Consider the following 14,023-nt stretch of genomic DNA (forward strand, 5'->3'; position numbering starts at 1 on the left):
AGGGATTTTCGAGAGGATTGCCCATGTTGATTCAGGCGCGTACGTCGACCCTGCTGATCATCGACATCCAGGAACGCCTGTTCCCGGCCATCCACGCCAACGCATCGGTGCTGGAACACAGCGCCTGGTTGCTGGCCATCGCGCGGCGGCTGGGCGTGCCGGTGCTGGCCACCGAGCAGTATCCGAAAGGGCTCGGGCCGACGCTGCCGGCGCTGCGCGACGAGCTGGACGAGGGCGAGCTGCTGGAGAAGGTCGCCTTCTCCGCCGTTAACGATCCCGGCCTGTTGCAGATGCCCGGTGGCGATCGCCGGCAGTTCGTGGTGTGCGGCACCGAGGCGCATGTCTGTGTGCTGCAGACGGTCCTCGGCCTGTTGGCCGAAGATCGCGAAGTGTTCGTGGTGGAGGAGGCGCTCGGTTCGCGTCGTCCGCAGGACAAGGCGCTGGCGCTGGAGCGCATGCGTCAGGCCGGCGCAGTGGTCGTCTCGCGGGAGATGGTCGCCTTCGAGTGGCTGGAGCGTGCTGGGACAGAGGTCTTCCGCGAGATCAGCAGGCAGTTCATCCGCTGACCTGCTTCATCGGCTGGCGAACAGGCGGTCGCCAAGGAAGTCGAGGAACACCCGCAACTTGAGCGGCATGCGCCGGCCTGCCGGCCACAGCGCGTGGAAGCTGCCCTGGTGCGCGGTGTGCTCGGCGAGCACCTGCACCAGCCTGCCGTCGTTCAGCGCACCGCGCACGGCGAAGTCGGGCAGGCAGGCGATGCCCATGCCCTGGCAGGCGACGTTGATCAGCATGTCGGCGGTATTGCAGATCAGCCCGCCCTCCAGGCGCGGCTCCGATTCACCCGGCGCAAGGTTCAGCGGCCAGCGTTGCACCAGCCCGCTGCTGGGGTAGCGGTAGTGCAGGCACAGGTGCTGGTTCAGGTCGGCCGGCCGGCGAGGCGTACCGTATTGGCGCAGATAGGCCGGCGCGGCTACCAGCAGCAGGCTGAAATCGCCCAGCTTGCGCGCCTTGAGCCGTGAGTCGCGCAGTTCGCCGCCGCGTACTACCAGGTCGAAACCTTCCTCGATGACGTCGACCAGGCGGTCGGTGAAGTCGATGTCCAGCTGGATGCGCGGATAGCAGCGCAGGAACTCCGGTAGCACCTGGGGCAGCAGGCCGGCCACCAGCGGCATGCTGATCTTCAGCCGGCCGCGGGCCTGCTGGGTGGACAGCGCCAGTTCCTGCTCTGCCGCCTCCAGCTCGTCGAGGATGCGTCGGCAGCGTTCGAGGAACAGCTGCCCCTCGTTGCTCAGGCTGAGGCTGCGCGTACTGCGATGGAACAGGCGCACGCCCAGGCGATCCTCCAGGCGCGCAATGCTCTTGCCCACTGCCGAGGCGGAGAGGCCGAGCAGTCGCGCGGCCTGGGCGAAGCTCAGGGTGTCGGCGACCTGAAGGAAGACCCGGAGCCCGTTGAGGCTGTCCATGTGAATGTATCCGTGTAGGCGGGCGGCCATTGTGCCGCTTGGCAGGGTATGAATTGCGGACATTGGTGTCCGTTATGTTCGGAATCCTAGCCTGTTTTTCCGTAATGCCGGGTTGTTTAGGGTGCAGCGGGTCTTCTTCGGATCATCACGGACCCACCATGAATCCCTCCCACGACACTCGACAAGACGGCAATGACGTTTCGCGCTGGTTGCTGTTGCTCGCCGCCAGCCTGACGGCGGTGCTGATTCCCCTGTGCTTCACCGGCCCGGCCGTGGTGTTGCCGGCCATTGCCCATGAACTGGGCGGTTCGGCGGTGGCGCTGAACTGGATCGTCAACGGCTACGTACTCGCCTACGGCGCGGCGATGATGGCGGCGGGCAGCCTGGCCGACGTCTATGGGCGCAAGCGCATCTGGCTGGTCGGCCTGGCGCTGTTCTGCGCGACTACCCTGGCAATTCCCCTGGCACCTTCGGTGGTGGCCATCGATGGGTTGCGCCTGCTGCAGGGCGCCGGTGGTTCGGCAGCTTTTGCCGCCGCCATGGCGGCGCTCGCGCAGGAGTTCGACGGCCCGATCCGCACGCGGGTATTCAGCCTGCTGGGGACGACCTTCGGCGTTGGCCTGGCCTTCGGCCCATTGCTGGCCGGCTGGCTCACCGATGGGCCGGGCTGGCGCTGGGTGTTCCTGGTGCCGGCGGTCTGTGCGCTGGCTTCGGTGCCGGTGGTCGTGTACTTCTGCCGCGAGACCCGCGACCCACAGGCGCGAGGCCTGGACTGGCCCGGTGCGCTCAGCTTCACCGCCGCGCTCAGCCTGTTCACCTACGGTCTGTTGCTGGCCCCGGAACAGGGCTGGAGCAACGTTGCGGTCATCGTCACGCTGGTGGCGAGTGCCGTGCTCCTGGCGGCGTTCATCGCCATCGAGCGTCGTGTCCAGCGGCCGCTGCTGGACCTCTCGCTGTTCAACCACTGGCGTTTCGTCGGCGTGCAACTGTTGGGTGCGTCGCCGGCCTTTGCCTACGTGGTGCTGATCGTGCTGTTGCCGGGACGCTTCATCGGCGTTGAGGGGCAGGGCGCGCTGCAGGCCGGCTGGACCATGCTGGCACTGTCGGCGCCGCTGTTGGTGGTGCCCTTTGTCGCAGCGCTTCTGGCAAAGCACTTCAGCGCTGGCAGCCTGTCGGCAATCGGCCTGCTGATCGTCGCGGGCGGGTTGCTCTGGCTGGCGCGCAACCTGGCGGAAGGCGTCGCGCCGGATGCGCCGCTGCTGATGATCGGCATCGGTATCGGCCTGCCCTGGGGGTTGATGGACGGGTTGGCGGTGAGTGTCGTGGAGCGCGAGCGCGCTGGCATGGCGACCGGCATCTTCAACACGGTGCGGGTGTCCGCCGATGCAGTGGCGATCGCGGTGGTCGGTGCCTTGCTGGCAACCTTGATCGCCGCGCAGTTGGAGCCGCTGGGATTGGCCCCGGCGGAGCGCCTGATGAGCGCCAACCAGTTGGCCATCGGCAACCTGGCGGCGGTGGTCGAGCAGCTTCCGCAAGTGCCGGTGGAGCAACTGCGCAGCGATTACACGGCGGTGTTCAGCCGCGTGCTGGCGTTGCTCGCCGGGATCACGTTCATTGTGGCGGGGCTGGTGTTCGTGCTGCTGGGGCGCGAGCGCATACCGGCCATGGCGGCCGAGGCCTGACGGACCATGCCGTGCGCTGGCTGACGGCGGATAACGCGTGCCGCGTTATGCGCCCTACGGCGAAGTTCGACGGTGCTCCGGCTCCAGGAAGGTCCAGGCGACGAAGCGACTCTGCTTCTGGCCCTGGGCCATGTCGACGGTGCGAATCGTGATGGCCCCGGCCTTCTTCAGGGCGCGGCGGAAGTCGTCGAGGTTGCCGGCCTTGGACACCAGCGAACTGAACCAGCGCACCTGGTGTGCGACTGTCGCGCTTTCCGTCGCCAGCTTGCGCAGGAAGGCGATTTCGCCGCCTTCGCACCACAGCTCGTTGCTCTGCCCGCCGAAGTTCAGCTTGGGCAGCTGGCGCGAGGGGTCGAGCTTGCCGAGGTTCTTCCATTTGCGCCGGCTGCCGCTGCTGGCCTCTTCCGGTGAGGAGTGGAAGGGCGGGTTGCAGAGGGTCGCGGCAAAGCGCTCATCGGCGGCCAGCAGCCCCTGGAAGATGTGCTTCGGATCGTGCTGCTGGCGCAGTTCGATGGCCTCGCCCAGGCCGGGATTGCCATTGACGATGGCGCGGGCCGAGGCCAATGCGGCCGGCTCGATGTCCGAGCCGAGGAAGCTCCAGCCGTAGTCGCGGTGGCCGATCAGCGGGTAGATGCAGTTGGCGCCGACGCCGATATCCAGCATGCGCACGTTCGGCCCGCGCGGCACATTGCCCGCGTTGTCCTCGGCGAGCAGGTCGGCGAGGTAGTGCACATAGTCCGCGCGGCCGGGAATCGGCGGGCAGAGGAAGCCGGCGGGAATATCCCACTGGCCGATGCCGTACTGCGCCTTGAGCAGCGCGCGGTTGAACACGCGCACGGCCTCGGGGTTGGCGAAGTCGATGCTCGGCTTGCCGTAGGGGTTGGTGATGACGAAGCGGCCCAGTTCCGGGCAATCCTCGATCAGCGCCGGGAAGTCGTAGTGCCCCTGGTGGCGGTTGCGCGGGTGCAGCAGGTTCGGCCGCTTCGCGGCAGGGTCGCGCAGGGGCTCGGGTTTGGCGGCAGGGCGTTTCGGCGGTTTCGGCATGGCGGGCGTGGGGCTGGAAAGCGGAGGGCGATTTTCCCACAGATGCGCTTGCCGCGCCTCAGCCGATCAGCAGGCTGCCCAGGCGGTCGAACAGCAGGCAGCACAGCAGCAGCGGAATCGGCAGGCCGAGCGCCGTACCGAGCATGTAGGGCCCGAAGCCGATGCCGGAGAGGGCCAGGCTGTAGTTCAGCGTCGGCGAGGTGATGAAGGCGTGGCGCAGGAGAAACACGCTGGTCGCCGGGCGCTGGTCGAGGTGGCTGAAGATGGCGCGGGTCATCTTGTTGTTCAGCAGCCGCAGGCCATTGCCGCCCACGGCGCGCACGATGAGGAAGGTGAATCCGCAGGAAAACAGCGCGGCGGCGTAGGTAGTCAACCCGCCCCAGAGCTTGCCCATGGCCAGCACGGCGGCGGCGAGGAACAGCAGGCCGGGGATGTGCAACAGGTTGCCCAGGGCGAACAGGCCGACGAACAGCAACAGGCCGCGCAGGCGGTTGTCAGCCAGTTCGTCGCGCAGGTAATCGAGGCTGAATTCCTCGTGCAGGCCGCTGGCGCGGTAGAGCAGGACCAGCACCACGGCGAATGCCAGCAGCAGGATCAGTCGGCGAAAGCGCCAGAGGGCGGGCGGGACGGCAAGCATGATGGCGGCTCAGGGGTACTGCAGGATGTCCTTGATCTTCGGCAGGTGCGCGGCAATCCAGCGCGGATCGATGGCGCCCCAGTCGCGGATGCGGTAGTGGCCGGCATTGTTGCGCTCGCCGTCGTGCTGCTCGAAGGCGCAGTCGATGTCCAGGTCGGCCAGCGCGGCCAGGGTGTCCTGGGCGGTGCGCCGGGGCATGCCGGTGGCTTCCATCAGCGCCGGGACGCTGGTGGCGGTGCCGCTGTCGATCAGCCAGGCGACGTACAGGCGGCGGTAGAAACTGCTCTTGGTCTTGCTCACTTCCATCGTGACGTTTCCTTGGTGATCTTGTGACGATCTTGCAGTGGCCGGCTACAGCGGCAGCAGCCAGGGTACCAGCACAACGCTGACGATCATCACCAGAATCGTGAAGGGTACGCCAACCTTGACGAAATCTCCGAAGCGATAGCGGCCCGGGCCGAGCACCAGCGTATTGACCGGCGAAGAGATCGGCGTCATGAAGGCGGCCGAAGCGGCCAGCGCGACGATCATCGCGAATGACTCGGGCGAGGCGCCCAGCGCCTTGGCCGTGGCGATGGCGACCGGGGCCATGAGCACGGCGGTGGCGGTGTTGGAGATGAACAGGCCGATCATCGCGGTCAGCGCGAACAGGCTGGCGAGGATCGCGTAGGGGCCTGCTCCGCCCAGCGCACCCACCAGCCCATTGACCGCGAGGGTGATGCCGCCGGTCTTCTGCAGCGCCAGGGCGAAGGGCAGCATGCCGACGATCAGCAGCAGGCTCTGCCAGTGAATGGCGCGGTAGGCGCTGTCCATGTCGATGCAGCGGAAGGCGCCCATCAGCAGGCAGGCGATCAGCGCGGCCATGACGTTGGGCACCAGGCCGCTGACCATCAGGATCACCATCACCGCCAGGCTGAACAGCGCGTGGGGCGCCTGGCTGGCGGCGGGGGCCGCCTCGTCGACTTCGGCCGGCAGGCTGAGCACCAGGAAGTCGCGGCTGCGCGCCTGCAGCTGGCGGATTTCCTTCCAGTCGCCGATCACCAGCAGGGTGTCGCCGACCTTCAGCTTGGCCTCCAGCAGTCCCTCCACCAGCGCTTCGCGGTTGCGCCGCAGGCCGACCACGTTGAGACCGAACTGGCTGCGGAACTCCAGGTCGCGCACGCTCCTGCCCAGCAACCCGGACTCCGGCGGCAGGGTGACTTCGGCCATACCCACCTCGTGGGCACGCTCGGTGAAATAGTCGCCCTGCAGGCTCAGCGGCTCCAGGCCGTATTCGTGGTACATGCCGAGCAGGTCATTGCGTTCGCCGGAGATATCCACCAGCAACACGTCACCGGCGTGCAGCACGATGTTGGCGCTGGGCGTCAGGATCTTCAGGCGGAAGTGCACCATGCGCTCGATGGCTACCACGTTGGTCCCGGCGCGGGCGCGCAGCTCCACGTCGGCCAGGCTCATGCCCACCAGTTGCGAGTCGGCACGGATGCGCAGGCGGCGTTCGCGGCCGGCCAACTGGTAGTCGCGGATCAGGTCGCTGAGGGTGCGGCGCTTGACGCTCTGCTTGTCGTCGCCGCCGTCATCGCCCAGCCAGCGCCGCGCCACCAGCATGTAGCCGACGCCGAGCACCAGCACGACCAGGCCGAACGGGGTAAAGCTGAAGAAGCTGAAACCTTTCGAACCTTCACGCACCAGTTCGCTGTGCACCACGACGTTGGGTGCGGTGGCGACCAGCGTAAGCATGCCGCTGATCAGCCCGGCGAAGCTCAGCGGCATCATCAGCCGGCGCGGCGACACGTGCAGGCGCGCGGCGATGCTCAGCACCACGGGAATGAAGATGGCGACCACGCCGGTCGAACTCATCACCGAACCGAGGCCGGCAACGGCGAGCATCAGCAGTACCAGCAGGCGCGTCTCGCTGGAGCCGGCGCGGCGGGTCAGCCATTCGCCGATGCGGTAGGCCACGCCGGTGCGCACCAGGCCTTCGCCGATGACGAACAGCGCGGCGATCAGGATGACGTTGGGATCGGCGAAGCCGGCCAGCGACTCCTGCACGCTGAGCACACCGGACAACGGCAGGGCGACCATCACCAGCAGGGCGACCACGTCCATCCGCGGGCGGTTGGCGACGAACAGCCCGACCGCGGTGGCGAGGAGGGCGAGGACCCAGATCAGTTGCAGACTCATGCGCTTCCCTAGCTTTATTTCGGCGCGCCATTGTGCCCGTTGTGGCAGGCACGTTGCGTTGATCCGATGCAGCTTAGCGAAGCGTGACGCCCCGCGCGCGGGGCGTTCGCCGGGTCATGGCAGGCGCGAAACCGGGGTGATCTGCTGCGGATCGGTGCGCAACTCGATCAGCGCCGGCTTGCCGCTGGCCTGGGCACGCTCGAAGGCGGCGGCGAAGTCCTCGGTACGTTCGACCAGCTCGCCGTGGGCGCCGAAAGCGCGGGCGAGGGCGACGAAGTCCGGGTTGCGCAGCTGCGTGGCACTGATGCGGCCGGGGTATTCGCGTTCCTGGTGCATGCGGATGGTGCCGAGCATGCCGTTGTTGACCACGATGACGGTCAGCGCCGCGCCGTACTGCACGGCGGTGGCCAGCTCCTGCGGGTACATCATGAAACAGCCGTCACCGGCGAAGCACACCACGCTGCGCTGCGGGTCGCGCAGCTTGGCAGCGATGGCGGCGGGGAAGCCGTAGCCCATGGCGCCGTTGGTGGGGGCGAGCTGGCTGCGTGGCGTGCGATAGCGGTAGAAACGATGCACCCAGACGGCGTAATTGCCGGCGCCGTTGCTGATCACCGCATCGTCCGGGAGCGCTTCGTTGAGGTAATTGATGACTTGCGTGAGGTCCACGCCTTGCGGTGGTTCGGCTTGCTCGGGTGGGGTGACGTAACTGAGATAGTCGGCGCGGGCCGCGGCGGTCCACTCCGCCCAGGGTGTTTCGCTCAGGGGAGCGAGCCCGGCTAGGGCAGTGGCGATCTCCGGCATGGCGGCCTCGATCATCTGGTCGGCCTGGTAGACGCGGCCCAGCTCGCTGGCATCGGCGTACACGTGGATCATGCTCTGCTGAAGGCGCGGGCTCTGGATCAGGGTGTAGCCGGCGCTGGGCGTTTCGCTCAGGCGCGAGCCGAGCACCAGCAGCAGGTCTGCTTCCTGCACCCGCGCGGTGAGCCTGGGCGAGGCGCCGAAGCCGAGTTGGCCGGCGTACTGCTCGTCGCGGTTGTCGATCAGGTCCTGGCGGCGGAACGAGGCCACCAGCGGCAGGCGGTTGGCGCGGGCGAAGGCGCGTACCTGCTCGCAGGCCTCGGTGGTCCAGCCGGTGCCGCCGACGATCAGCAGCGGGCGCCGGGCCTGGCTCAGCCGTTCACGCAGCTCGGCCAGCGCGTTGGACGTCGGCGCGGCGCGGGTGATGGGCGACGGCGCCACATCGGCGACCTGTGCCGAACCGAACAGCACCTCCTCCGGCAGCCCGATCACCACCGGACCGGGCCGCCCTGACTGGGCGACGCGGAAGGCGCGGGTGACGATCTCGGGAATGCGGCGGATGTCGTCGACTTCGGTGGCCCATTTGGCCAGACCGCCGAACATCTGCCGGTAGTCCACTTCCTGGAAGGCCTCGCGGCCCTTGAAGGCGCTTTCCACCTGGCCGATGAACAGGATCATCGGCGTCGAGTCCTGCATCGCCGTATGCACGCCGTTGGCCGCATGGGTCGCGCCCGGCCCGCGGGTGACGAAGCAGATACCGGGGCGGCCGGTGAGCTTGCCGTAGGCATCGGCCATGTTCGAGGCGGCGCCTTCGTGGCGGGTGACGATGGTCTGGATACCGGACGCGTCGTGCAGCGCGTCGAGCACCGGCAGGTAGCTTTCGCCGGGGATGCAGTAGAGGGTATCCACCGCGTGAAGCTGCAGGGCATCGACGAGGATCTGGCCGCCGTTGCGGGCCGGGAGGTCGGACATGGGGATCGGATTCCTGGAGGGCAGGGGTGGGCTGATCTTCGAACAACTGCCAGGACGAACCAAGCGAGCATTCTTCGCAAGGTTATTCCTCCGAGGAATGAATGCACTGGCCGGGAGCCGGCGCGACGACGAACCGCGCTGGCGTTTTCCCTGAGTTGTCTATGGTTGATGCACGGGCGCACCTGCGTCCGCAGGACGTTTTGCTGCAAAAGGAGAACCTCCCATGCCCCACCTCTCGACGCGAGCCCTGCTCGCCGGCCTGTTCGCCAGCTCCAGCCTGCCCCTCTTCGCCGCCCTGCCTTCGGCGCCGGGGTATGTCGATGACAGCGGCTACAGCGCCGCGGCCAAGACCCGCATCCTGCCGGCGATGTTCGAGCAGAAGCTCACCAGTACGAAGTACATCGCCAAGGCCGACAATCCGTTGATCACCCTGGCCGAGTCCAGCGGCTTCAAGGAAACCTCCGACTATCACCAGACCCGCGCCTGGCTGCAGAAGCTGGCGGACGCTTCCGGCGGCGCCATCACCCTGAGCGACCTGCCGGAGAACAGCGCCACCGGCGAGCCGATGCTGCTGGTCACGGCCAGCCGCGAGGCAGACAAGTCGGCGGAGGGGCTGAACAAGTCCGGCAAACCGACCCTCTTCGTCGAGGCGGAAATCCATCCCGGCGAGGCCAACGGCAAGGACGCGATGTTCATGCTGCTGCGCGACATGACCACCGGCGACAAGCCGCTGGCGGGGCTGCTGGACAAGGTCAATATCCTTTTCATCCCCACCGTGAACATCGACGGAGACCTGCGCCGCAGTCCCTACGGGCGGATCAACCAGAACGGCCCGGAGGTCACCGGTTGGCGGGTCAACGGCCAGAACTACAACCTCAACCGCGACTTCACCAAGCTCGACAGCGCGGAAATCCGCAACGTCGCCTCGGTGTTCAACCAATACGACCTGAGCTTCTTCGTCGATACCCATTCCACCGACGGCGCCATGTACCCCTACGACAGCTCCTATTGCCACAACGGCAACGGCTGGTCGCCGGCCTCCAGCGAGTGGATGGACAAGGTCATGCGGCCGCCGGTCTACAAGGAGCTGGAAGGCGACGGCCATGTGGTCCACGAGTGCATCAGCTTCAACGACAACCAGGATCCGACCAAGGGTTACTACCCCTATCGCACCGACCTGGCGCGGTTCTCCAACCAGTACGGCGACATGCGCAACGTGCCGTCGATCCTCATCGAGCAGCACGCGCTGCATCCCTACGAAACCCAGGTGCTGGGCAACTACGTGATGCTCAAGGCGATGTTCCAGGTGATCGGCGATAACGCCGATTCGCTCAAGCAGGCCATCACCAAGGACCGTGAGCGCCTGGCCGCGCAGAAGGACGTGATCCTCACCTGGAAGCCCGGAAAAGAGCAGCACACGCCGTTCACCGTCGGCGACTACCGCTACGAGGAATCGCCGATCACCGGCAAGAAGACCATCGTCTGGAGCAACAAGCCCAAGCAACTCGATGTGCCGATCAGCGATAACTCGGTGCCGGACCTGGTGGTGAAACGACCGAAGCAGTTCGTCGTGCCGGTGCAGTGGGGCGAGGTGATTGCGCGCCTGAAGTCCCACGGCATCCAGATGAAGACCCTGGACAAGGCCACGCCCATCGAGGTGACCCTGAACCGCATGGACGACATCAAGCTGGCCGGCGGCTTCGAGCCGGACCGTGCCGCCACCAACGAGATTCCCGGCTACGAGGGACATCTGCTGGTGAGCGGCACCGGCAAACCGTTCCAACGCCGGCAGACCTACCCGACGGGCTCCGTGGTGATCGATACGGACCAGCCGCTGGGCGTGCTGGCGATCAACCTGCTGACGGCGGAGAGCCCGGATTCGTTCTGGTCCTGGGGCTTCTTCAACTCGACGCTGGTGGTCGCCGAGGAGCCGGAGGAGTACGTGATGGAACCGATGGCGCGCAAGATGCTCGCCGAGGACCCGAAGCTCAAGGCCGAGTTCGAGAAGAAGCTCAAGGACGACAAGGCCTTCGCCAAGGACGCCCAGGCGCGCCTGCAGTGGTTTTACCAGCGCACGCCGTTCTATGACGTGAATGCCTACGTGTATCCGGTGGGGACGGTGTACTGAAGCCAGATCCGCAGAAATGACAACGGCGCCCGAGGGCGCCGTTGTTCTTACCTTTCCAGAACTTACAGGCTGGCGATCTTCTCGCGCTGCTGGATCAGGTTGGTCACCGCCTGTTCCGCTTCAGCCAGTTTGGCGCGTTCTTTCTCGATCACTTCCGGCGGTGCCTTGGCGACGAAGCCTTCGTTGGACAGCTTGCCGCCGACGCGTTTGACTTCGCCTTCCAGGCGCTGGATTTCCTTGTCCAGGCGCGCCATTTCCGCGGCCTTGTCGATCAGCCCGGCCATCGGTACCAGCACCTGCAGGTCGCCGACCAGCGCGGTGGCGGACATCGGCGGTTCTTCGCCTTCGTCCAGCACGCGGATGGTCTCGAGCTTGGCCAGCTTCATCAGCAGCGGCTCGTTGTCGGCCAGGCGGCGGTGGTCTTCGGGCGAGGCGTTGTTCAGCACCAGGTCGATGCGCTTGGCCATGGAGATGTTCATCTCGCCACGGATCTGGCGGATGCCCAGCATCAGGGCCTTGACCCACTCGATGTCGCCTTCGGCGGCGGCGTCGATCTTCGCCTCGTCGGCGACCGGCCAGGGTTGCAGCATCAGCGTTTCACCATCCTTGCCGGCGGACGCCTTGATGCGCTGCCAGATTTCCTCGGTGATGAACGGCATGAACGGGTGCGCCAGGCGCAGTGCGGTTTCCAGCACGCGCGCCAGGGTGCGACGGGTGCCGCGCTGGCGTTCGATCGGCGCGTTCTCGTCCCACAGCACCGGCTTGACCAGTTCCAGGTACCAGGCGCAGTACTCGTCCCAGATGAACTCGTAGAGGGCCTGGGTGGCCAGGTCGAAGCGGAAGGCATCGAGCTGACGGGCGACTTCGATCTCGGTGCGCTGCAGGGCGGAGATGATCCAGCGGTCCACCGAGGACAGCTCGACCGGCTCGCCATTCACGCCGGTGTCCTTGCCATCGGTGTTCTCGATGACGAAGTTGGCTGCGTTCCACAGCTTGTTGCAGAAGTTGCGGTAGCCCTCGACGCGGCCCATGTCGAACTTGATGTCACGACCGGTGGAGGCCAGCGAGCAGAAGGTGAAGCGCAGGGCGTCGGTGCCGTAGCTGGCGATGCCTTCGGGGAACTCGGCGCGGGTCTGCTTGGCGATCTTCTCGGCGAGCTTGGGCTGCATCATGCCGCTGGTGCGTTTTTCCAGCAGCTCGTCCAGGGTGATGCCATCGACTATGTCCAGCGGGTCGAGCACGTTGCCCTTGGACTTGGACATCTTCTGGCCCTGGCCATCGCGCACCAGACCGTGGACGTAGACGGTCTTGAACGGGATCTGCGCGCTGCCATCGCCGTTCTTGATCAGGTGCATGGTCAGCATGATCATGCGTGCCACCCAGAAGAAGATGATGTCGAAGCCGGTCACCAGCACGTCGGTGGGGTGGAAGGTCTTCAGGTATTCGGTCTGTTCCGGCCAGCCGAGGGTGGAGAAGGTCCACAGGCCCGAGCTGAACCAGGTGTCCAGTACGTCTTCGTCCTGGCGCAGGTTGGCGTCGCCCAGGTTGTGCTTGGCGCGGACTTCGGCTTCGTTGCGGCCGACGTAGACGTTGCCGGCGTCGTCGTACCAGGCCGGGATGCGGTGGCCCCACCACAGTTGACGGCTGATGCACCAGTCCTGGATGTCGCGCATCCAGCTGAAGTACATGTTCTCGTACTGCTTGGGCACGAACTGGATGCGGCCGTCTTCCACGGCGGCGATGGCGGGTTCGGCCAGCGGCTTGGTGGAGACGTACCACTGATCGGTCAGCCACGGCTCGATGACGGTGCCGGAGCGGTCGCCCTTGGGCACTTTCAGCGCATGGTCGTCGATCTTCTCGAGCAGGCCGGCGGCTTCGAAGTCGGCGACGATCTGCTTGCGTGCGACGAAGCGGTCCATGCCGGCATAGGCGGCGGGCAGGCTGGCGTCGAACTCGGCGTTGACGCTGCCGTCGAGCTGGAACACCTGGGCGGTGCCGAGCACGGCGGCGTTCTTGTCGAAGATGTTGATCAGCGGCAGGTTGTGGCGCTTGCCGACTTCATAGTCGTTGAAGTCGTGGGCCGGGGTGATCTTCACGCAGCCGGTGCCGAACTCGCGGTCGACGTAGTCGTCGGCGATGATCGGGATGCGCCGGCCCACCAGCGGCAGGTCGATGAAGGTGCCGATCAGGGCGGCGTAACGCTCGTCTTCCGGGTGCACGGCGACCGCGCTGTCACCCAGCATGGTTTCCGGACGGGTGGTGGCGACGATCAGGTGGTCCTTGCCGTCGGCGGTCTTGTTGCCGTCGGCCAGCGGGTAGCGCAGGTGCCAGAGGTGGCCCTTCTCGTCGTGGTTCTCCACTTCCAGGTCGGAAATGGCGGTGTGGAACTTGGTGTCCCAGTTGACCAGGCGCTTGCCGCGGTAGATCAGGCCGTCCTCGTGCAGGCGCACGAAGGCTTCCTTGACCGCTTCGGAGAGGCCGTCGTCCATGGTGAAGCGCTCGCGCGACCAGTCCACGGAGGAGCCCAGGCGGCGGATCTGGCGGGTGATGGTGCCGCCGGACTGGTCCTTCCACTCCCAGACCTTCTCGAGGAACTTCTCGCGGCCCAGGTCATGACGGGCGATGCCCTGCGCGGCCAACTGGCGCTCCACCACCATCTGGGTGGCGATGCCGGCGTGGTCGGTACCCGGCTGCCACAGGGTGTTGCGGCCCTGCATGCGGCGGTAGCGGATCAGCGCGTCCATGATGGCGTTGTTGAAGCCGTGACCCATGTGCAGGCTGCCGGTGACGTTCGGCGGCGGGATCATGATGGTGTACGGCTCGCCGGAACCTTGCGGGGCGAAGTAGTTCTCTTTCTCCCACAGGGGATACCAGTGGGATTCGATGGCGTGGGGCTGGTAGGTCTTGTCCATGAGCGCGGCGGGACCCTGATAAGGCTAGACGGAAAACCGCTGAGTATAACGGGAGGCGGGGCACTCAGGCCACCGGCGCGGATGGCCGTGTGCCCGCAAAAGGGGCATGCAGGAGCAAGCCTGCTCGCCAACGCTCTTCTGCAAGCTCGCAGTGGCGATGGTTCGCGAGCAAGGGCTAGGCACACCCTCGTTCCTCCAAAAGCGGA

10 protein-coding genes are annotated in these 14,023 nt (G+C 66.4%); 3 read left to right on the forward strand and 7 right to left on the reverse strand.

The window, feature by feature from the left end; all coding sequences use genetic code 11:
• Positions 1-23: 23 nt before the first annotated feature.
• Positions 24-566: a hydrolase gene (locus A9513_RS09930; RefSeq protein ID WP_065084637.1), complete on the forward strand. Its 543-nt coding sequence runs from the start codon at positions 24-26 to the stop codon at positions 564-566.
• Positions 567-572: 6 nt separating this feature from the next.
• Here the strand turns inward: A9513_RS09930 and A9513_RS09935 are convergent, their stop codons facing one another.
• Positions 573-1,463 carry a LysR family transcriptional regulator gene (locus A9513_RS09935; RefSeq protein ID WP_024762877.1) on the reverse strand — a complete coding sequence of 297 codons (891 nt, stop codon included), beginning with the start codon at positions 1,461-1,463 and terminating at the stop codon, positions 573-575.
• A 158-nt stretch (positions 1,464-1,621) separates the two neighbouring features.
• Between A9513_RS09935 and A9513_RS09940 the strand changes: the two genes are divergently transcribed.
• A complete protein-coding gene (locus tag A9513_RS09940; RefSeq protein WP_065084638.1) occupies positions 1,622-3,145 on the forward strand; it encodes an MFS transporter in 1,524 nt (507 codons plus the stop codon).
• 54 nt (positions 3,146-3,199) lie between these two features.
• On the opposite strand, the gene rlmF is transcribed toward A9513_RS09940, so the two are convergent.
• From rlmF to A9513_RS09965, 5 genes are all read right to left on the reverse strand, one after another.
• Positions 3,200-4,189: a 23S rRNA (adenine(1618)-N(6))-methyltransferase RlmF gene (gene rlmF, locus A9513_RS09945; RefSeq protein WP_065084639.1), complete on the reverse strand. Its 990-nt coding sequence runs from the start codon at positions 4,187-4,189 to the stop codon at positions 3,200-3,202.
• 58 nt (positions 4,190-4,247) lie between these two features.
• Positions 4,248-4,826 (reverse strand): VTT domain-containing protein, encoded by a 579-nt coding sequence (locus A9513_RS09950; protein WP_024762880.1) that lies wholly within the window; start codon positions 4,824-4,826, stop codon positions 4,248-4,250.
• 9 nt (positions 4,827-4,835) lie between these two features.
• A complete protein-coding gene (locus tag A9513_RS09955) occupies positions 4,836-5,132 on the reverse strand; it encodes a helix-turn-helix domain-containing protein (protein ID WP_024762881.1) in 297 nt (98 codons plus the stop codon).
• Between the two features lie 45 nt (positions 5,133-5,177).
• Positions 5,178-7,007 carry an SLC13 family permease gene (locus tag A9513_RS09960; protein ID WP_037013073.1) on the reverse strand — a complete coding sequence of 610 codons (1,830 nt, stop codon included), beginning with the start codon at positions 7,005-7,007 and terminating at the stop codon, positions 5,178-5,180.
• Positions 7,008-7,121: 114 nt separating this feature from the next.
• On the reverse strand, positions 7,122-8,777 hold the full coding sequence (locus tag A9513_RS09965) for a thiamine pyrophosphate-binding protein (protein ID WP_065084640.1): 1,656 nt from the start codon (positions 8,775-8,777) through the stop codon (positions 7,122-7,124).
• Positions 8,778-9,000: 223 nt separating this feature from the next.
• Between A9513_RS09965 and A9513_RS09970 the strand changes: the two genes are divergently transcribed.
• Positions 9,001-10,905 carry a M14 family metallopeptidase gene (locus A9513_RS09970; RefSeq protein WP_065084641.1) on the forward strand — a complete coding sequence of 635 codons (1,905 nt, stop codon included), beginning with the start codon at positions 9,001-9,003 and terminating at the stop codon, positions 10,903-10,905.
• Positions 10,906-10,967: 62 nt separating this feature from the next.
• On the opposite strand, the gene A9513_RS09975 is transcribed toward A9513_RS09970, so the two are convergent.
• The gene (locus A9513_RS09975; RefSeq protein WP_065084642.1) at positions 10,968-13,817 is read right to left on the reverse strand and encodes a valine--tRNA ligase; all 2,850 of its coding nucleotides are present in this window, start codon (positions 13,815-13,817) and stop codon (positions 10,968-10,970) included.
• Positions 13,818-14,023 lie beyond the last annotated feature (206 nt).

It is taken from the genome of Pseudomonas sp. AU12215, assembly GCF_001675465.2.
In the GTDB taxonomy this organism is placed as follows: Bacteria; Pseudomonadota; Gammaproteobacteria; order Pseudomonadales; family Pseudomonadaceae; genus Pseudomonas; species Pseudomonas nitroreducens.

Coding starts and splice junctions, on each gene's coding strand:
- A9513_RS09930 (WP_065084637.1), top strand. CDS start 24: ATGTTGATTCAGGCGCGTACGTCGACCCTGCTGATCATCGACATCCAG.
- A9513_RS09935 (WP_024762877.1), bottom strand. CDS start 1,463: ATGGACAGCCTCAACGGGCTCCGGGTCTTCCTTCAGGTCGCCGACACC.
- A9513_RS09940 (WP_065084638.1), top strand. CDS start 1,622: ATGAATCCCTCCCACGACACTCGACAAGACGGCAATGACGTTTCGCGC.
- rlmF (WP_065084639.1), bottom strand. CDS start 4,189: ATGCCGAAACCGCCGAAACGCCCTGCCGCCAAACCCGAGCCCCTGCGC.
- A9513_RS09950 (WP_024762880.1), bottom strand. CDS start 4,826: ATGCTTGCCGTCCCGCCCGCCCTCTGGCGCTTTCGCCGACTGATCCTG.
- A9513_RS09955 (WP_024762881.1), bottom strand. CDS start 5,132: ATGGAAGTGAGCAAGACCAAGAGCAGTTTCTACCGCCGCCTGTACGTC.
- A9513_RS09960 (WP_037013073.1), bottom strand. CDS start 7,007: ATGAGTCTGCAACTGATCTGGGTCCTCGCCCTCCTCGCCACCGCGGTC.
- A9513_RS09965 (WP_065084640.1), bottom strand. CDS start 8,777: ATGTCCGACCTCCCGGCCCGCAACGGCGGCCAGATCCTCGTCGATGCC.
- A9513_RS09970 (WP_065084641.1), top strand. CDS start 9,001: ATGCCCCACCTCTCGACGCGAGCCCTGCTCGCCGGCCTGTTCGCCAGC.
- A9513_RS09975 (WP_065084642.1), bottom strand. CDS start 13,817: ATGGACAAGACCTACCAGCCCCACGCCATCGAATCCCACTGGTATCCC.